This is a genomic window from Exiguobacterium sp. s63 (assembly GCF_018617335.1).
GTDB lineage: Bacteria > Bacillota > Bacilli > Exiguobacteriales > Exiguobacteriaceae > Exiguobacterium.
Genome location: NZ_JACSKB010000001.1, coordinates 894973 through 913677 on the forward strand (window position 1 = coordinate 894973; position 18705 = coordinate 913677).

The following is an 18705-nucleotide window of genomic DNA, read 5'->3' on the forward strand; positions in this document are numbered from 1 at the left end:
GTCAGCCTAAAAAATCTTCCCGCTGAAAATCATGCTTGTCGATCTTGATGTTGTCACATGCCACCCCGTTCGTCCGGAGCACGTGGATCGTTTCACGCAACAGCTCGTCACTGCCGACGATATAGAACAAGGCGTCCTTGTCGGATGTCATCCTCTCCACGCGCTCGTAGTAGTCTTTCCGACTCGGGACGAATTCTGACGTGAAGTGCTCGTTCGATTCAAAGACATCACCGAACAGATACGCCTTCGACGAATCGACGTTCAACGAATGGAGGTGCGGGACACCTTCCCCGTTCGCCAAGTACTCGAGGACGATCGGACGGAATGTCGCGAGTCCGACACCTGCCGATAAGAGATAGACGTTCTTCCCTCTCCGTTCGAGCGGGACGTTCGAATGTGTCTTGAACAAGGCAACCTTGTCCCCCGGCACCATGTCGCGAAGGATCGATTTGAACGTTGAGCATTCAGATTTGATGCGGGTCGTGATCCCGATTGCCCCTTCTTTTGGCAATGTCGAGATTGACATATGGCGGACGAGGCTCCGATCCGGCTTGTCCCCGGCGTTGAACCCTTCGAGCGCGAGATGCGTGTGCGCCCCTTCCTGCCACGTGAACTCAGGTGGCAAGGCGAGATGGAACGTGTATGTATCCGGTGCCTCGGCCACTACTTTGGTGATTGGTGTCCAGTCAATTTTCATGTGAATCCTCCCTTTCGTTAATACACTGCAATCGGCCCATACGGCCCTTCGATGATTTCCAGTTTCGTCTCAAAAATTTCGGATAAAATCTTCGCGTCCATGATCTCATCGACCGTTCCAAACGCAGCGATCTGTCCGTCTTTCATCGCACAGATGCGGTCCGAATATTTCGCCGCGAAGTTGATGTCGTGGAGCACCGTGACGATCGTCCGTCCGAACTCGTCGGCGACATGGCGCAAATACTCCATCATCTGTACCGAACGGGCGATGTCCAAGTTGTTAAGCGGCTCATCGAGGAGGACGTATTCCGTCTCCTGACAGAGCACCATCGCCACATACGCACGCTGCCTTTGCCCCCCTGAGAGCTCGTCGAGATAGCGGTTCTCGAGCGCGGTCAAATCGAGGAAGTCGATATATTTTGAGATGATGGCCTCGTCCTCTTTCGTGAGGCGCCCTTTCGAGTAAGGGAAACGCCCGAATCCGGCGAGTTGTCGGACCGTGAGCCTTGTCACGAAGTGGTTCTCTTGGCGCAGGATGGTGATGATTTTCGCCAAGTCTTTCGATTTCGTGCTCGACACGTCCATGTCGGCGACTTGGATCTGTCCCTCGTCTAAGTTGAGCAACCGTCCGATCATCATGAGCGTCGTCGATTTGCCCGCCCCGTTCGGCCCAATGAGTGAGGTGAACCCGGCTTTCGGGATGTCGAGCGTGAGCGGTCCGATGTGGACATCGTCTGTATACGATTTTTTGACTTGTTCGATTTGAATCATAGCGACCTCTTCCTTAGAATGACGGCCAAGAAGATGAGTCCGCCGAACAGTTCGATGATGACGGAGACGACACTTGGCGTCTGGAATATGTGATACATAAAGAAATACGCGCTCGTCAGGACGAAGAACCCTAGGGCGAACGCCATCGGAAAGACATACTTATGGTCATACGTCGAGGCGACCTGATAGCTGAGCGTCGCGACTAAAAATCCAAAGAACGTGAGCGGTCCGATGAGCGCCGTCGAGACGGACATGAGGAGTGAAATCAGGACGAGCGTGTAGATGACGCTCCTCCGATGGTTCATCCCGAACGTTGTCGTGACGTCCTTGCCGAGTGCGACGATATTCAATCGATTCGAGAACAGGAACAAGAGTGTCCCGGCGATGACGACGATCGGGATGACGATGGGAAAGTACGCCACGTCGGCATTCGTCACCGAACCGAACAGTCGTGCCTGCAGGATATCGAACTCGGACGGGGCGAGCATGCGGCGCATGAACGACGACACCGAGTTCAGACCCGTCCCGATGATGATCCCAATGAGTAGCATGAGCTGCAGGTTGGCGTATTTCCCTGACAAGAGCCATCCGTAAAGGAGGAGACTCATCGTCACCATGAGGCCGACCTGTGTCAAGAAGGCGCTTGTCCCCGAGAAGCCGATCAACGCCCCTGCCCCGAAGAAGAAGACCATGCTCGTCTGAATCGTCGAATAGAGCGCGTCAAATCCAAGCAGCGATGGCGTGATGATGCGGTTGTTCGTCACGGAGTGGAATGCGACCGTCGCAAGACTTTGACAGAGTGCCGCAATCAACATCGTGACGATGGCGACGATTCGCCGTTCCACGACCGGCACGAATGACGGAGAGTCCATCGGGACCGGATTGTTATAAAGTAGAAGCCCGAGCGCACACAACAGTCCGCCGAGAATGAAGGCACTTAAGAAGAGCCAATAGCGCCTGCTCGCCCGTTTCGATTGAAACGCTGAGGCATGACGTTCTTCTCTCAATTCCCCGATTGATACTTCGACACCGTCTCGTTCCATGACCGTACTCATCGAACTCCTCCCTTCTTCCGTTGTCGTATCAAGATCATGATGAAGACGATTGCCCCGACCGTCCCGAGAATCAGTGAGACCGGGAGTTCGAACGGCATGATGATCGTCCGTGAAATCAAATCACTGACGAGAATCGCACCCATCCCGACAAGACAGACCCATGGCAAGTTGCTGCGTAAATCATCCCCGCGGAACATCGAGACGAGGTTCGGGACGATGAGTCCAAGGAACGGTAAATTCCCGATGACCGTCGCCACGACCCCGACCGATAAGGCGATGAGCCCCGTCGCCATCATCATGAGCTGGTTATAGTTCACGCCGAGACTCGTCGCGATGTCTTCCCCTAGTCCCGCGAGCGTCAAGCGATTCGCCAGTAAGAAGATGAGCACTGTCACGACGATGATGACCCATAGGTACTCGTAGCGCCCGATTTGCACCGAGGCAAACGAACCGACGAACCAGCCCTCGATCGCCTGGCTTGCTCGGAAGAATAGACCGAGGAACGTCGAGATGGCGGAGATGACCGCCCCTAACATGAGCCCGATAATCGGCACGATGAGCGATGAACGGAGTTTGACCGAACGTAAGAACCAGAAGAAGACCATCGTCCCGATGAACGAGAAGACAATCGCCCCGGTCATCCGCATCATGAGGCTCGGTGCCGGTACGAGTAAGTAAACGGTGAGCAGTCCGAGTCCCGCCCATTCGAGCGTCCCCGTCGTCGTCGGTTCGACGAGTCGGTTTTGCGTGATGAGCTGCATGACGAGCCCCGCCATCGCCATCGCCGCACCCGTCAGCATGAGGGCGACCGTCCGTGGGACTCGGGTGATCCAAAACATATCGAAGCCGTCTGCCCGTGACAGATCGTACACCCCGGTAAAGAGCGACAGCACCGCCAAACCGAGGACGATGATCACGGTGAACACGAACGACTTCGTCCACAATCTAGAAAAGGAGGGCTGAGACATCGTCTCAACCCTGGCTGTCAATGGTTTTTGCATGACGGAACCTTACTTCGCGAGCGCTTCCGTGACACTGTTGAAGAATTCCGCGTACGTTTGAATCGATTCGTTCAAGTACGTGTCTTTCGGGGCATAGACGATTTGCTCTTTCGACACAGCCGTCGTCTTTTGAAGCGCCGGTGCGTTGTCGATTACGTCTTCTGCTGGTACTGCGCCTTCTGCGTCACCGAGTGGTGCGTCGCGGTCGAGAACGAACAACCAGTCTGGATTGCTTTCCGCAATGGCTTCGACGGATACTTCGTCACCTTCGTGGTCACCTGTCGTCTTCTCGACTTCAAGGGCTGGGACCCATCCGAAGATGTCGTACATCGGTCCGAACACGCGTCCCGTTACCGGTGCTGAGAACCCGATGTCTCCACCCGATACGATGACCGACATGATTGTATCTTTTCCGTTGTATGCCGCTTTCGCATCTTCAATCGACTTGTCGAGGTCAGCGACGATGGCTTCGGCTTCTGTGTTTTTGTCAAAGATTTTTCCGAGTGTGAGCGTCGTATCTGTCAATCCTTTGACTAAAATCTCACCCGGTGTGCCTGAATCCTCTGGGATTTCGATGTTCAAATCGATGACCGCTGCTTCCGGTACCAACTTTTTGATGTCCTCGTAGTAATCCGCGAAACGTTGACCGACGATGACGACGTCCGGGTCAACTCCCGCAATCGCCTCTAAGTTCGGCTCGAAGTGCATGCCGACGTCTGCGATGTCTTTGTCAGATGCGTATGGTGACTCCGCTGGAAGGAGTCCGATCGGTGCCGCCACCAAGTCGATGTCCCATGCTGCCAATGTCTCGAACGTCCGGTTATCAAGGGCGACGACCTTCTCCGGGTTGACCGGTACCTCGATTGTGCCGTGTGCGTCTGTAATTTCGACCGTCTCTGTCTTTGTTGCGCCGTCGACGTTTTCTTCTTTCTTCGTCTCACTCGTTCCGCCACATGCGGCGAGTACGAAGACGAGCAACGTCAACATGAGTGAAATCTTGAATTTCCCCACTTTATCCATCTCCTCTGTATGTAAAGTTCAATGATTTTCATATCTGGAACGAGTCGCGTTGGTTATGTATGTCTATTCTCACGTACTCATTCTCATTGATAATGATTATCATTGTCGTTTTCATCAAGTAGCATAGCAAACAAAATGTGGATGCGCAATGCCAATTTGACAAGATTCGGATAGGAAAATTTTTCTTTCTATAAATGCACGCACAAAAAAAAGAAAGTGGAGGTCCACTTTCAAAGTTACTCATTGTCAGTCGAATTTCGTTTTCGATTGAGAATGATATAGGTGGCGAATAAGACGAACGTATACGTCGCTGAAAAAATCACGATACTCAATAATCCGTCCGGTATGATTTTCGTGATGAAGAACAGCGAGAATACAACCGAGAAAAACAAATACGGTCCTCGATCGTCAGTCGGTGTGTCTCGCCAGTAAATGATCAAGATGACAAGCGCAAGCGGACCGCAAAGGGCATACAACATAAAAAATGGTACACGGCGCATTAGAAACGGAATGTTCTTCGGTTCGTCCATCTGACTCACGCCTCCGAGATCCCATTCGCCAACAGCAACAAGAAAATCCAAATCGACAATGGAATCATCAATCCAATCGTCGCAAGGATTGTGTATATTTTGATGACTTGATCTTTCCAAAACAATCCCCAAATCAATGTGACGAACAATCCGACATCAATCGCGACATATACCCAGATGACCATCATCAATTCGAGATTCGGAAACACCTGTCCGTTCAGCGTGAAAAAAGTGATGACCGTCAAGAGGAAGAGTCCGAGCGTCGCGTATAGCGGGGCAAATCGCTTGTTCATACGAGCATCGCCCGCTTCCGTTTGACCATCTCCAGGCAGCGGCGGACACACGTATCGACATAGCCATCGAACTGATGCGGCAAGAACATTGTGTACGTCCCCTCTTCTGTCATCGCCGCGTCCCGCTCGACTTTTTCGACCAGTTCAACGAACTTCGGATTTCCTTTCAAGTGTTCAAAATCGAACGTCCCGAGGCGTTTCGACAGCCGAGCATTATACGCATCAAAGTCCGCATAATAGGCTGCCTGTTTCTCTGGACTCTGTGCGATGACTTCCTTCAGCCAACTCTTATAAAACCCTTGCAACCATATCTCATCTGCGACAAGATGCGCATAGTAACCAAGTCGATATGACATCTCCTCATCCTCACTATCACGCCAGTACTGTTCGAAATCGAGGCGACGCGACAAATCATCATGTCTCCCCGCATAGTAATGTGAATCCCCTTTTTCGGTCGTTGCGTCCGGCGCAAGACTTCCGAGCATAAATGCGACCTCATCCACCTCTGACAACGCTGGCAACATCTCGTTCGCGATGACGAGATGCATCAAATGCGAACCCATCACGACACCTCCTTTCCCACATTATTCCATCAGTCATTTCGCTAGACAACCTGAATCAATATTTGATAGGATGACTTTACTGAACGGTCAGTATAGTAAAGCGAGGTGTTTGATCATGAATAAAAAACAATTGTTGCTACAAACAGCCGCCCAGATGATTCGAGAGGACGGCATCAGTCAGTTGTCGCTCGAACGGTTGGCGACGAAAGCGGGCATCACAAAAGCCGGGGTCCTCTACCATTTCGACAGCAAGGCCAACTTGTTGCGTCAGATGAACGAGCTCGCCATCGAGACGTTCGAGAAACGAATCAATGATCATCTCTCCGATGGTCCATATTCGTTCACCCGCGCCTATGCCCTCGCCACATTGGAGGATGTCGATCATGGAGACACAGACCTTGTCGCCGTCTTCATCTCCTCACAAGAAGATGCGACGAGCGAGTCGATTTGGAGCGACGTATCGACCGGTTGGAACGAGCGATTCGCTGCCGATGGGCCCGACCAGGATGCGATTTTAAAACTTCGCCTCCTCTGTGACGGCTTTTGGTTCGCCGTTCTTTATGGGTACAGTGAGTCGTTCAAGGACCGTGCTGCGACACTCATTCGGGAATCATGTGACGAGTTGGTTCAAGGAGGTTCGTAATATGGGATTCATCTATTTGGTCGGGGCCATCGCCTCGGAACTGTTCGGGTCGAGCATGTTGAAAGTGAACGCCACCTCGACGAGCCGACTTCCGATTCTCGGGGTCGCCTTCGGTTATGGGACAGCGTTTTATCTCTTATCACTTGCCCTCTTCACCATCCCGCTCAGCTTCGCCTATGCGTTTTGGAGCGGGGTCGGGACGGCGCTCACGGCGGTGATCGGTTTCGTCGTCTTCCGAGAACAGATCAGTCGTCAAAAAATTGCGGGGATCGGGCTCGTCATCATCGGGCTCGTCTTGATGAAAGTGTGAGGTGAATCGGCATGAAAGCCTATCTTTTACTGTTCTTTTCTATCGGATTTGAGGTACTCGGGACATCGATGTTGAAGCTGTCGGACGGATTCACGAATCTCGTGCCGAGTGCCGTCCTTTTGGTCAGTTTCGCCGCCTCGTTCACCCTCATGGGCATCGTGTTAAAGACGATTCCCCTCAGTATCGCCTATAGCATTTGGGCTGGACTCGGGACGGTGGCGACCGGACTCATCGGGGTGTTCGTGTACGGGGAAGTTCTTTCGGCGTTGAACGGAATCGGTCTCTTGTTGATCGTCCTCGGCGTCATCGTGATGAATCAACGAAGAGAGGAAGTCGTGACATGAACGAGTTGGCAGATCATCTTCAACCACTAGAAGAAGCGTTATTGACGACGGAAGTCAGGCAGTCGACGGAGCGATTGCGTGAACTGTTGACCGACGACTTCTTTGAAATCGGTAGCTCGGGACGTTTGCTGTATCAAGACTGGGATCAAATGACACTCCAGCTCGACCCCATCGAGGCGGAGTTATCCGAATTCACGCTGCATCCGTTGACGGAAGGTCACGTCTTGGTGACGTACCGTCTCGTTCAACCGAAACTAAATCGTGTGACACGTCGCAGCTCGATTTGGGTATTCGTGGACGGACGTTGGAAGATGCGATTCCACCAAGGCACGGTCGTCCCACCGGAGGCAACTTGATTGCCGAACATCCTCGTCATCCGCTACTCTGAAGTGGAATCTAAGCGTGACGAAAGGGGCAATTTTCACATGAAAATTTTACTCATCGGGGCAAGCGGCACGGTCGGGCAGGCCGTCGCAAAAGAGTTGGAGAAAACACATACAATCATCCGGGCTGGGCGTAACGGGGCGGACGTGCAAGTCGATCTCACTTCTGAAGACAGCATCCGCCAGATGTATGAGACGGTCGGGCGCGTCGACGCGGTCATCAGCACGGCGGGCAGCACGCATTTCGGTCCACTTTCCGAAATGACGCCGGCGGATAATCAGAAGAGTATCGACAGCAAAATCAAGGGACAAGTCAACCTCGTCCTTCTCGGGCTCGATTATGTGAACGATGGTGGTAGCTTTACACTGACGAGCGGAATCTTGATGGACGACCCCATCAAAGAAGGCGCATCGGCGGCACTCGCGAACGGTGCCATCAAAGGATTCGTGACCGGCGCGGCAATCGAGATGCCACGGGGCATCCGCATCAACAACGTCAGTCCGAACGTCCTCGTCGAAGCACTCGATTCGTATGGTCCTTATTTCCGTGGTTACGCGGCGGTACCGGGTGAACGGGTCGCCCTCGCCTACGTGAAGAGCGTCGAAGGCGCGCAGACTGGACAAACGTACGAAGTATATTAACCTCGAAGCATCTCTTAGGAGGTGCTTTTTTCGTACCTTGCACTAAATTCATTTTTCATTCTTTACAAAAACCTTACCCTACAGAATTTATTTAATTTTGATAACACATTAAAATATAGTGTCATTTTTAATTTTATATATTCATATATTGATATTGTAGAGAAGATAATCAAAAGAAATACAATATTGGGATTAGGTACAAATTATACATTTTAATAGTTATTTGTTACTATAATCAACCAAATTTGTATTAATTGTTATCGGATTGTAATATAATTGCTTTCGGATGCAGAATGAAAATGTTTCCATTATTTTTGAACAAAATAAAAAAGGGAGCATCAAATTATGAAAAGATTCTTTGCACTTCCTATTATGTTTGCTTTAATTCTAGGAACATTATTTTCTAGCAATAGCTCGGTATATGCTGGAGAACTAGAAGATATTACACTTAAAGAAATTGAACAGGTTTTAATTGATAACATGAAAAATAACAACATCGATATCGAATTAGGTACTCACGAGTATGTGGAATACCTAATGGCACAACAATTAGAACACCAAGATCAGTCATTACTTGTTCATCCTCAATATGAATCAATAAACTATTATATAGGAGAATACCTTTATCAATTAAGTTTGTTCCAATCTGATAACCCTAATGAATATATGGATACCCATTTCTTAAATATGACAATCGAAGAACTTAAAGAGAAAATTAAACTACGTAATGAAGAAGAACAACAAGTGGGCAGAGCATCGTATATCACAAAATCTGAACCATCTGATTTATCGGCGATGTCAACTTACAGTCCCTCTAAAGCTATAGTTTACGCAAAAGAATACGCAGAAAAAACTAACCCAAAATACAAACGATATAACTTAAATTGTACAAACTTCGTCTCACAAGCTATTCATGCTGGCGGGAAAGTGGAAAGCAAACCTTCCCCTGTAAATAAAGGAATGCTTGAAACTACAACATACTGGTTTAATGATAACTATATGGAGTGTAGCGGTTCGAACAGTTGTTACATGAGGGACAAAACCTCTACTTCATGGGTTCGTGTCACTGACTTTTATTCATATTGGACAAAAAAAGGTATGAAAACTGTAACAAGCACTAATCAAAGTACAATTATCAGCAATGCAAGTGTAGGGGATATTATTCAATTTAAAAATAGTAGTGGGTGGTATCACTCTGTAATTGTAAATCGAAAAGCCAATGGCACTATTTACATCGCTTCCAATACTTTAAATTATTACGATAAAAACTTTAAAGTGACTGATGCTGTATCTTATCGGGTAATCAAAATGCGATAAAATTAAAATATCTAACATAAAATATTTTAAAAGAACTGAGGAAAAGATCATGTGGAAAAACAAAAAAGTCATATACATTATTGTCCCCTTCGCTTTTCTTGTACTTTGGATAACATATTCAATCAATCAGCCCCCAAAATGGTTCGGACAATCAACGGATGGTAAATGGGAAGCGGACTTCAACAGTGAAGTGACTTCTCCAAAAGGGTATTGGAGCGGAAGAATCTATTCTGAACAGGACCACCGAGTTGAGGTCCAAACGATTGCTTTGAGTAAAAATGGTAAACTCATTCACGATTTAGATGTCAATGAAACCGTAACGAAGAACCAAGAAATTGAGTATCTGTCTACAACCAAAACATTTTCTGATAAACAGGATGAATATGTCGTTCAAGTAACTTGGAAAGACTCTAGTGGCACTTATCAAGATGTAATCCACTTATCCCCTCAAACAAGATATTTTGTTTTGCCGAAAGTCTTATTCGGTTCTCACTTGTCTTACTAACTTTTAATACACAAGAAATGGCTGGATGAAGAAAATAAACCTTCATCCAGCCATTTCTATATCTCTCCTATTTCTATTTCCGATAGGTCAGTCCGATATACTGCATCTTCTCGTTGAACAGACGTGGGTATGCGAGATAACCGACGAGCGTCGCCGAGATTGAGGCGGTCGTCAAAATCAAGAACAGGATCAAGAGTTGGTACAGGACCGCTTCCATCGGGTCTGCTCCCCCGATGATGAGACCGCTCATCATTCCCGGTAGTTGGACGAGCCCCATCGTCTTTTGCGCCTCGACAGTCGGAATCATGCTCGTGCGAATCGCATTCTTCAAGCTGCGGTCGATGGCCACTTTCGGTGTGCCGCCGAGTGAAAGAATGAGTTCGATGACGTCGTCGCTCCGCTCGACCTCGTCTTTGAACTTGTTCAAGAATAGGAGCGACAACACCATGCTGTTCCCGATAACCATCCCACTAATCGGAATGACCTTTTCCGGCTCAAATGGGATGATACCGAGCCCGAGCATGAGTCCCATCGTCAGCGCTTCAATCGTCACGAGCGTCAAGACGATGATCCACATGATGCCCGGAATCCCGTCCCCTTTCCGTCGGATATTTTGTGTCGCTGCGACAATCATGAGTAAAATCATCAACAGCATGAAAATCGGACTGTCGCTCTCAAAGACGAACGTCAGGATATAGCCGATGATCAATAGTTGAATGATGGAGCGGACGGTCGCAATGATAATATCACGCTCGAGTCCAAGTCGTAGGACGAGTGTCAAGGCAAGCGGGATGACAACGAAGATGAGCGCCGTCGCGAGTTCAATATATGACATCAATCTTCCCCCCTGACGAATCGTTGGATGACGGGATTGTCCGACTCATCGATGAACGATGCGTCCCCAAATGCAAGTAGTTCCCCGTTCTTCAAGAACCACATGTCGTCACTCACCCGCCGTGCCTGGTCGAGGTCATGGGTGATCCAAATGACGGTCACACCGTATGATTGTTGCAGTTTTCGAATGAGTCGCTCGATCTCTTTCACCGTCCGGTAATCAAGGCTCGCCGTAATTTCATCGAGTAAGAGCACGTCCGGTTTATTGACGAGCGTCCGGGCGATGGCGACCCGACTCCGTTCCCCACCCGATAGTGATTTGACGGGTTGGTCGAGGAGCGCCTCACTCAAGTCGACGCGATGGAGCAATTCGGAAGCCCGGTCGCGGTCAAGTGTCTCATCGAAGATGGCTTTCGGGAGATTCAAGTTGTCGTAGACCGTCCCTTGAATCATCGGCGCGCTTTGAAACGCCATCCCGATTTTCTTTCGTAGCTCGAGGATGTCCATCTCCGCAATGTCTTCCCCTTTGAATAGAATCGTGCCTGTGTCTGGTGACAGCAATCCGTTGATATGCTTCAGACACGTCGTCTTGCCGGCGCCGCTCGGTCCGACGAACGTTGTGATTCGTCCTTCCCGAAACGTCCCGGACACATGGTGCAGGATGTCTTGATGACTCACATCTTTGAATTCAATGATTGACATGCTTCTCTCGCCTCCTGGTTCTAGTGTACATAAAGTCATGAATCGACTGCATCCAATATGTATGGGGAAAGTTTATACACGATATTTATTGATAAAAATTACATCCCCATCAAATAAAGCATCGTAAGTTGTCCTACAGCAATAACTATCGGAACCATCGAGAGTATGGATAACCATCGCTTCTTCATCACAACACTGCTTCCCAACAACAATAGTCCAAAAATCAATACCCCGAAGATGGTAAACATCGTCACATAATTCACTCCCTCTACTCAATTTGATAGTATGTATCTTCTGTTTTTCGACTTCATGCCCTTTTTAACTCACTAGAATAAAAAACGCTCGACCGTTTCCATACGAAACAGTCGGGCGCTTTTTATTTATAATCCCGTTCGATGACGAAGCTCGTCTTGTCCCCGCGGAAGTAGGAGCGTGAGTATTCAATCGCTCGTCCCGACTCATCCTCTGTCACCGTCTCGATATGGAAGCACGGCGACCCGAGTGGACAATCGAGGAGTTCACTCACCTTCTCGTCAGCTAAGGCAATCTCCAGTGCTTCCGTCGTCTTGGCGACATGGACGTCGTGGACCTCGGCCAGTGTGCGGAAGAGCGAATGCTCAGCCTGTTCCTTCGTGATCCCCGGTGCAATCTGCCATGGGATGAACGAGACCTCATACTGAGTCGGTTCCCCGTCCGCATGACGGATCCGCTCAATCTTTTGAATCGGCGCATTGTCTTCCGCTTCAAATACCGAAGCGATTTGACCAGATGCCGAGATGACCGAGATGTCGATCAAGGCGACTTGCCCACGTTTCCCTTGAACGGCAAGTTGGGCCGCATAGTTGTTCGGCGTATACGACAACGTTTGTTGTACTTTCTTCCCGGCGACGAACGTCCCGCGACCTTGTTGACGGACCAGATACCCTTCCGTCGTCAACTGATTGAGGGCACCCCGTACCGTCGTGCGGCTCACATCGAACTCTTCACAAAGCGCGTACTCTGTCGGAAATTTTTCCCCTTCTTTATAGTGCCCACTCTTGATGCGGGACAACAGTTCATCCTTGATTGCGGTTTGGAGCGTCGATTGCGACATACCTCCATCTCCTTTACGTTGGGTTGGTTCCTTTATTGTGATACAGCAAGCATACAAATGCAAATACAAAAACTTATTTGTATTATTTGTATTATTTATATTGCAGTTATTTGTATCATTTGTTATATTTGTTACGACAAAAAGAAATCGCTTTCAAAAGGAGGAGTTGGCACTATGGCAGTCAAGGTCGTCATCATCGGCGGTGGGTCGAGTTACACCCCAGAAATCATCGAAGGATTGATTGATCGACAGGCAACGTTCCCCGTTCGGGAGATCGTGCTCGTCGATATCGAAGAAGGGAGGGAAAAACTAGAGATTGTCGGTCGTCTCGCTCAGCGGATGATTGAAAAGGCAAACGCCGAGATCACACTCAGTTGGACGCTCGATCGAAGAGCCGCACTCGTCGGCGCAGATTTTGTATCCACACAGATTCGGGTCGGTGGACTCAAGGCACGCGCGCTCGATGAACGCATCCCGCTCAAGCATGGCTTCATCGGGCAAGAGACGAATGGCGCAGGCGGATTATTCAAAGCGTTCCGTACTATCCCCGTCTTGATCGACTTGGCAAACGAAGTCGCGGAGATTTGTCCGGACGCCTGGCTCGTCAACTTCACCAATCCGGCGGGCATCGTCACCGAGGCCGTACTCAAGCACTCATCTCATAAGAAGGTCATCGGTGTCTGCAACATCCCGTTCAACATGCGAAACTCGGTCGCTGAGATCCTCGAGACGCCTGTCGAACGAGTCGCGATTGAATTTATCGGATTGAATCACTTCGTCTTCGGTCGTCACGTATGGGTCGACGGCGTGGACCGGACGAGTGACGTCCTCGCCTCGCTCAACGCAGGCAACGACTACTCGCCGGCGAACATCGTCGGGCTCGGTTGGAGCGAATCGTTCCTATCGTCACTCGGCATGTTACCGAACCCGTATCATCAGTACTACTTCCAGACGAAAGATGTGTTGAAGAAAGACCTCGAAGCGTACGAACAAAACGGCACCCGTGCCGAAGTCGTGCAAGAAGTCGAGGCGCAGTTGTTCGAGAAATACAAAGACGTCGATCTCGCCGTCAAACCGGAAGAGCTTGAAAAACGTGGAGGCGCCTACTATTCAGACGCTGCCTGCAATTTGATGGACTCGATTTACAACGACCGCGGTGACATCCAGACGGTCAACACGCTCAATAACGGCACGATTCGGGATTTACCAGATGACGCGGTCATCGAAGTGAACGCCGTCATCACAAAGTCAGGTCCTCGCCCCGTCTCCATCGGCGCGTTGCCACTACCGATCCGTGGGCTCATCACCAACTTAAAAACGTTTGAACAGCTCGCTATCCAGGCGGCTGTATCCGGTTCTTACGAGGACGCCTACCTTGCCTGCCTCATGAACCCGCTCATCCAGGACGAGAAACGGATCGATCCGCTTCTTAAAGAGCTGTTCACAGCGCACGAGGCGTACTTACCCCAATTTAAGAAGGAGGTTTATTCATGAACAAGTTTATTGAAATCGCGGGACGCATCGGGTCCCAAAGGCACTTAGTCGCCATCCGTGACGGATTCGTTTCCGTCATGCCACTCATCATCGTTGGGTCGCTCGCGGTCCTCATCAACAACTTCCCAGCCGTCAACATCGGTGGTCTCTCACTCGACTTCGTCGGATCGATGAACAGTATGTTTGGCGAAGGCAACTGGCAAGGACTCGGTGGTAGTATTTGGAACGCGTCCTTCGCGATACTCGGGCTCCTGATCGCCTTCTCAATCGGGTATAACTTGGCCCGTTCATACGGGATTGACGGGCTCGCGGCGGGGATCTTGTCGCTCGCTTCGTATATCATGCTCGTACCGGTCACTGAAGACTGGGGTCTCAACTTCGCATGGCTCGGCGCACAAGGACTCTTCGTCGCCATCATCGTATCGATTGTCGTCACAGAAATGTTCCGCTACCTCATCAATACGAAACTGACGATCAAGATGCCGGAAGGTGTACCAGGTGGGGTCACCCGTTCATTCCAAGCGCTCATCCCATCGATGATCATCTTGACGGTCGTCGCAGGATTCCAGCTCTTCATGACGCTTGTCGTAGAACTCAGTGTATTTGAAGTCATCTTTAAAGCAATTCAACAACCGCTCCAAGGATTCGGCGACTCACTCCCTGCTGCCTTGCTCATCGCCTTCTTGAACCACATCCTTTGGTTCTTCGGGCTTCACGGGACGAACATCATCGGCTCGGTCATCGAACCGGTCTATCTCCCGCTCATAGAGCAAAACTTGGCTGCCTTCCAAGCCGGAACGTCAGCGTTTGATGTACCGTACACAGTCACAAAACCGTTCTTGGATGCGTTCGTCTTCATGGGTGGATCGGGTACGACGTTCGCGCTCTTACTCGCCATCTTCATCGTCGTCCGCAAACAACGGAATCACCCGTATCACCAAGTCGCCAAACTGTCGACGCCTGCTGGTCTCTTTAACATCAACGAACCGGTCATCTTCGGTCTTCCGATCGTATTGAACCCGATCATGCTCGTACCGTTCATCTTAGTGCCGGTCACGCTCACGATCATCTCATACGTCGCACTCTCGACAGGCATGGTTCCGAAGACGGTCGCCATCGTCCCTTGGACAACCCCACCGATCATCAGTGGCTATTTGGTCACAGGCGGTAGCGTCCGCGGTGTCTTGCTTCAAATCGTGAACTTGTCGATTGCGACAGCGATGTATATTCCATTCGTCATGGCAGGAGCGAAGGCGATGACAGCCGAAATCAATAAAAATAAAGCTGCGACTGAGGAAGGAGAAAAGATTTCGTGAAAACCGAAACCATCCAAGAACTCTCATTTATGATTATCTTACATGCCGGAAATGCACGCTCATCTGCATTTGAGGCCATCGCTGCCGCGAAACGCGGTGAAGCGGACGAAGCGGCGGCAAAGTTGAAAGAAGCCGATGCGGCCTTCTTGGACGCACACAAACTACAAACGGAGCTGTTACAAGAAGAGGCACGGGGGACGACGAGCGACATGAGCGTCCTCCTCGTCCACGCGCAAGACCATCTCATGACGGCGATGACCGTGAAAGAGCTCGCCGTCGAAATGATTGACATGATCACCCGTTTGAATCGATTGGAGGAAACGACATGAACATCTTACTCGTCTGCTCGGCAGGAATGTCGACATCAATCTTAGTGGAAAAAATGCGGAAAGAAGCTGCCTCACGTGGACTCGACGCATCCATTGACGCGATTCCAGAGTCGCGCTTGAAAGAACAGTCGAACGTCGACGTCATTTTGATCGGACCTCAAGTCCGCTATCTCGAAGGTAAAATCAAGTCGTCTGTCGACGTACCCGTCGCGGTCATCGACAACATGGCGTACGGGATGATGAAAGGTGACCTGGTCCTCGACCAGGCACTCGGTCTCGTCAATGCCTAAAACGTTCGTCCTGGTCAACGCTGATGATTTCGGATTGACGACAGGTGTGAACGCCGGCACCTTGGAGAGTCATCTAAATGGAATTGTCAATTCGGCGACGATGATCATGAACGGGTATGCCGTCGAGGAAGCGGTCCGGCTCGCGAAACAACATCCGTCGCTCCGCGTCGGGGTCCATCTCGTCTTGTCTTGGGGCAAACCGCTCGCCGATACGAGTGCTCCCCTCACGAAAGAAGACGGCACGTTCCGCTACACGAGCCGTTTCTTGACTGAAGACTCGCCTGACCCGGAGCTCGTCTATCTCGAGTGGAAAGCCCAAATCGAGGCGTTCCTTGCGACCGGACTTCCGCTCGACCATCTTGACAGCCACCATCACATTCACGGATGGTGGGCACTGCAAGAGGTGATTGTCCGTCTCGCAAAAGAATATGACACAACGTTTCGGGCCTTAACGACTCTTGGGACACGCCGGGACTTGTGGGTGACCGAACGGTTCAGTGATCAGTTCTATGCGGACGGCGTCTCCCATGCGACCCTCGACGCCATCGAACCAGGTGAATCCATCGAAGTGATGGTCCATCCGGCCGACCTCGATGATCGTCTTCCAAGCGTCACGTCTTACCTCGAGCCACGCCTCCTCGAAAAACAGGTGTTGGTCGATTATGAACGCCCCGACTGGTGGGCATGACAAAAGCGGGTTCCCTTTCACGGGGACCCGCTTTTGTCATAGGTCGAACGCTTGTTGAATCTGGGCCGCCGTCTCTTCCGGACTTAAGTTCGTGTTATCGATCCGGAGATAGTGCTCGACGTCTAATTCCCCCGGACGTGAGTTCAATCGATACATCGTCGCCGTCTGCTTCAGTTCCGCCTCGGACCAGGCGATGTCGCGCTTCGACGGTTTATGGGCAAGACGGTTCTCCGTCGTATTGCGCGCGAGCCGCTCTTCCATCTCGGCCTCGAGCTCGACGTAATATATGTCCGCCCCATGTGACTCGAACAAATCCGTCACCTTCTTCACGTAATCCCAGTCCTCCTGCATGTCAAACGCCCAGACGAACGTGAAAATCATGCCAGGTAAATCACTCTTGGCGACCGATTCGAACAGTTCTTGACGAAAGTGTTGGACGAGTCGCTTCCCTTCCGGCGTCCCGTAATTGAAGAACGGTCCGACAAGGTCGATCGTCATATGGTTATGGAATAATTTCAGTCCGGTTTTGTCGGCGAGCGCCTGCCCGACCGTCATTTTGCCGACGGCTTGTGGACCAAATAAGATGATGAATTTCATTGGATTTCCCCCTATATCTTTTGAAGATTTTATCATGTGACGTATAATGTGTGACCCCTCCAAAATATTTGTTTACCTCTTTCCAAATGAAGGAATAAGCATAGCATCGAACTTTATGGAAAGAAGGTGCCCCCGTGACTTGTCCCCACTGCGGAAAGAAGACACGATCGAAAACGATCTGTCCGACGTGTGGCCGCCGCTCACGTCGCACGATTTGGTTATTTGCCGTCCCATTCGCTATCGCACTTATTGCCTTTGTCACCTTCATTGGAAATGCCTATTTCACGGACATGTTGCGTTCGACCGACTCGCTCGCCGATCAGGTCAACTTGCCGGTCGGGGAAGAAACGGTGTCCGCTGACGAAGCGACACCAGTCGACTTCGAGCTGTTGCAAGAGAGCCTCTTCACCGTCAGTTACGGGACGGGATTTTTGGTGAGCTCACGTGATGTCGTCACAGCCGCCTCAAATGTGGCCGGATTGACGAATATCATCATGCATCATGACGGGGAGGCCGTGTCCGGCACCGTCGTCGGTCGCACGAATCTGATCGCTGTCATTCGAATCGAAGAGACGGAGAACACCCCGTTCACCCTTACACAAGCCATTGCCGCAGAGAACGAGACATTGACGACCTTAACCATGAAAGAACGTATCAATGGCACAGTCACATTCGCCGAGAACGGCTATAGCCGAAACTTTGAATTGCCACGTCATGCGTATGGCAGTCCGCTCCTTTCGGCATCCGGGCGAGTCGTCGCCATCCATTTGCGTGGGATCGCCTTGCCGACCGCATTATTTGAACAGGACATCCGGACGTTCATCGCAAAAGATGCACCGACATCGCCGCCTATCGAACTCGCACCGGTCGAACCGATCAAACCGGATTTGACCGAAGAACCGGTCGTCGTTCCGGAAGCACCCCCTATTCCCGAGGCGCAACCTGTCATCCCACCTGTCACTGAACCGGAAGCACCGGTCGAGGAAGAAGTCGAAAAAGAGGTCGTGGAAGAAACGGAGCCGACGACACCCGAAGTGACGCCGGAAGAACCTGCAGAACCACCGAGTGAACCAGAGGAACCGACGGATCCACCGGAAACAGAAGAACCGATTGAAGACGATCCACCGGTAACCGAGCCTGAGGAACCGACCGAACCGGAAGAGCCAACGGAACCAGAAGAACCGACGACGCTCGAACCAAATGGAGAGGATGACTCGATTGTCGAAGACAATCCGGAAGAACCGGTTGAAGAGGAAAACGACACAAGCACTCCATCCGAATGATGGAGT

At 50.6% G+C, this 18705-nt stretch carries 26 protein-coding genes; 13 read left to right on the plus strand and 13 right to left on the minus strand.

The genetic code is table 11. From position 1 onward, the window contains the following. Window position 1: 1 nt before the first annotated feature. From KNO90_RS04455 to KNO90_RS04490, 8 genes are all read right to left on the minus strand, one after another. Window positions 2–697: a ferredoxin reductase domain-containing protein gene (locus tag KNO90_RS04455; protein WP_215113096.1), complete on the minus strand. Its 696-nt coding sequence runs from the start codon at window positions 695–697 to the stop codon at window positions 2–4. Between the two features lie 17 nt (window positions 698–714). Then, window positions 715–1467, minus strand: coding sequence for an iron ABC transporter ATP-binding protein (locus tag KNO90_RS04460; protein WP_215113097.1), 753 nt, complete (start codon window positions 1465–1467; stop codon window positions 715–717). Then, window positions 1464–2522 carry an iron chelate uptake ABC transporter family permease subunit gene (locus KNO90_RS04465; RefSeq protein WP_215113098.1) on the minus strand — a complete coding sequence of 353 codons (1059 nt, stop codon included), beginning with the start codon at window positions 2520–2522 and terminating at the stop codon, window positions 1464–1466. Before KNO90_RS04465 ends, KNO90_RS04460 begins: the two co-directional genes overlap by 4 nt. Continuing rightward, entirely contained in the window at window positions 2519–3523 is a 1005-nt protein-coding gene (locus KNO90_RS04470; RefSeq protein ID WP_215113099.1) for an ABC transporter permease, read from the minus strand. Before KNO90_RS04470 ends, KNO90_RS04465 begins: the two co-directional genes overlap by 4 nt. Window positions 3524–3532: 9 nt before the next feature. Beyond that, window positions 3533–4543 (minus strand): siderophore ABC transporter substrate-binding protein, encoded by a 1011-nt coding sequence (locus KNO90_RS04475; protein ID WP_147538271.1) that lies wholly within the window; start codon window positions 4541–4543, stop codon window positions 3533–3535. A gap of 236 nt (window positions 4544–4779) precedes the next feature. Further along, a complete protein-coding gene (locus KNO90_RS04480) occupies window positions 4780–5073 on the minus strand; it encodes a hypothetical protein (protein ID WP_215113100.1) in 294 nt (97 codons plus the stop codon). A gap of 5 nt (window positions 5074–5078) precedes the next feature. Continuing rightward, window positions 5079–5366 (minus strand): hypothetical protein, encoded by a 288-nt coding sequence (locus KNO90_RS04485; RefSeq protein WP_215113101.1) that lies wholly within the window; start codon window positions 5364–5366, stop codon window positions 5079–5081. Beyond that, complete coding sequence (locus KNO90_RS04490) at window positions 5363–5929, minus strand: zinc dependent phospholipase C family protein (protein WP_215113102.1); 567 nt, start codon at window positions 5927–5929, stop codon at window positions 5363–5365. The genes KNO90_RS04485 and KNO90_RS04490 overlap by 4 nt, the downstream gene beginning before the upstream one ends. Window positions 5930–6044: 115 nt before the next feature. Between KNO90_RS04490 and KNO90_RS04495 the strand changes: the two genes are divergently transcribed. The 7 genes from KNO90_RS04495 (at window position 6045) to KNO90_RS04525 (ending at window position 10073) form a co-directional block, all read left to right on the plus strand. Further along, window positions 6045–6572 carry a TetR/AcrR family transcriptional regulator gene (locus tag KNO90_RS04495; RefSeq protein ID WP_215113103.1) on the plus strand — a complete coding sequence of 176 codons (528 nt, stop codon included), beginning with the start codon at window positions 6045–6047 and terminating at the stop codon, window positions 6570–6572. A gap of 1 nt (window position 6573) precedes the next feature. Next, the gene (locus KNO90_RS04500) at window positions 6574–6882 is read left to right on the plus strand and encodes a DMT family transporter (protein ID WP_214699873.1); all 309 of its coding nucleotides are present in this window, start codon (window positions 6574–6576) and stop codon (window positions 6880–6882) included. A gap of 11 nt (window positions 6883–6893) precedes the next feature. Further along, a complete protein-coding gene (locus KNO90_RS04505; RefSeq protein WP_214741941.1) occupies window positions 6894–7226 on the plus strand; it encodes a DMT family transporter in 333 nt (110 codons plus the stop codon). Next, entirely contained in the window at window positions 7223–7582 is a 360-nt protein-coding gene (locus KNO90_RS04510) for a nuclear transport factor 2 family protein (RefSeq protein ID WP_215113104.1), read from the plus strand. Before KNO90_RS04505 ends, KNO90_RS04510 begins: the two co-directional genes overlap by 4 nt. A gap of 69 nt (window positions 7583–7651) precedes the next feature. Next, window positions 7652–8251, plus strand: coding sequence for a short chain dehydrogenase (locus KNO90_RS04515; RefSeq protein ID WP_215113105.1), 600 nt, complete (start codon window positions 7652–7654; stop codon window positions 8249–8251). 345 nt (window positions 8252–8596) lie between these two features. Beyond that, complete coding sequence (locus tag KNO90_RS04520) at window positions 8597–9568, plus strand: amidase domain-containing protein (RefSeq protein ID WP_214741944.1); 972 nt, start codon at window positions 8597–8599, stop codon at window positions 9566–9568. 49 nt (window positions 9569–9617) lie between these two features. After that, a complete protein-coding gene (locus KNO90_RS04525) occupies window positions 9618–10073 on the plus strand; it encodes a hypothetical protein (protein WP_214741945.1) in 456 nt (151 codons plus the stop codon). 73 nt (window positions 10074–10146) lie between these two features. On the opposite strand, the gene KNO90_RS04530 is transcribed toward KNO90_RS04525, so the two are convergent. The 4 genes from KNO90_RS04530 to KNO90_RS04545 all read right to left on the minus strand — a co-directional run bounded on the left by KNO90_RS04530 (window position 10147) and on the right by KNO90_RS04545 (window position 12702). Continuing rightward, complete coding sequence (locus KNO90_RS04530; protein ID WP_078147521.1) at window positions 10147–10908, minus strand: ABC transporter permease; 762 nt, start codon at window positions 10906–10908, stop codon at window positions 10147–10149. Next, window positions 10908–11609 carry an ABC transporter ATP-binding protein gene (locus KNO90_RS04535; RefSeq protein WP_215113106.1) on the minus strand — a complete coding sequence of 234 codons (702 nt, stop codon included), beginning with the start codon at window positions 11607–11609 and terminating at the stop codon, window positions 10908–10910. Before KNO90_RS04535 ends, KNO90_RS04530 begins: the two co-directional genes overlap by 1 nt. A 98-nt stretch (window positions 11610–11707) precedes the next feature. Next, window positions 11708–11863 carry a hypothetical protein gene (locus KNO90_RS04540; protein WP_215113107.1) on the minus strand — a complete coding sequence of 52 codons (156 nt, stop codon included), beginning with the start codon at window positions 11861–11863 and terminating at the stop codon, window positions 11708–11710. A gap of 122 nt (window positions 11864–11985) precedes the next feature. Then, window positions 11986–12702, minus strand: a complete 717-nt coding sequence (locus KNO90_RS04545) for a GntR family transcriptional regulator (protein WP_215113108.1) — start codon at window positions 12700–12702, stop codon at window positions 11986–11988. 174 nt (window positions 12703–12876) lie between these two features. Here KNO90_RS04545 and KNO90_RS04550 point away from each other — a divergent pair, with 174 nt between their 5' ends. Genes KNO90_RS04550 through KNO90_RS04570 form a run of 5 tightly spaced genes read left to right on the plus strand, consistent with a single transcriptional unit; the run spans window position 12877 to window position 16819 of the window. Further along, window positions 12877–14196, plus strand: coding sequence for a 6-phospho-beta-glucosidase (locus tag KNO90_RS04550; RefSeq protein ID WP_214741949.1), 1320 nt, complete (start codon window positions 12877–12879; stop codon window positions 14194–14196). After that, entirely contained in the window at window positions 14193–15512 is a 1320-nt protein-coding gene (locus KNO90_RS04555) for a PTS sugar transporter subunit IIC (RefSeq protein ID WP_214741950.1), read from the plus strand. Before KNO90_RS04550 ends, KNO90_RS04555 begins: the two co-directional genes overlap by 4 nt. Beyond that, window positions 15509–15841, plus strand: coding sequence for a PTS sugar transporter subunit IIA (locus tag KNO90_RS04560; protein WP_084156011.1), 333 nt, complete (start codon window positions 15509–15511; stop codon window positions 15839–15841). Before KNO90_RS04555 ends, KNO90_RS04560 begins: the two co-directional genes overlap by 4 nt. Beyond that, window positions 15838–16131 (plus strand): PTS sugar transporter subunit IIB, encoded by a 294-nt coding sequence (locus KNO90_RS04565; protein WP_214741951.1) that lies wholly within the window; start codon window positions 15838–15840, stop codon window positions 16129–16131. The genes KNO90_RS04560 and KNO90_RS04565 overlap by 4 nt, the downstream gene beginning before the upstream one ends. Further along, window positions 16088–16819 carry a carbohydrate deacetylase gene (locus KNO90_RS04570; protein WP_353048474.1) on the plus strand — a complete coding sequence of 244 codons (732 nt, stop codon included), beginning with the start codon at window positions 16088–16090 and terminating at the stop codon, window positions 16817–16819. Before KNO90_RS04565 ends, KNO90_RS04570 begins: the two co-directional genes overlap by 44 nt. Before the next feature lie 36 nt (window positions 16820–16855). Here KNO90_RS04570 and KNO90_RS04575 read toward each other — a convergent pair whose 3' ends face one another. Continuing rightward, a complete protein-coding gene (locus tag KNO90_RS04575) occupies window positions 16856–17416 on the minus strand; it encodes an AAA family ATPase (protein ID WP_078147530.1) in 561 nt (186 codons plus the stop codon). A gap of 134 nt (window positions 17417–17550) precedes the next feature. Here KNO90_RS04575 and KNO90_RS04580 point away from each other — a divergent pair, with 134 nt between their 5' ends. Continuing rightward, window positions 17551–18699 (plus strand): S1 family serine peptidase, encoded by a 1149-nt coding sequence (locus KNO90_RS04580; protein ID WP_215113109.1) that lies wholly within the window; start codon window positions 17551–17553, stop codon window positions 18697–18699. Window positions 18700–18705: the final 6 nt, after the last annotated feature.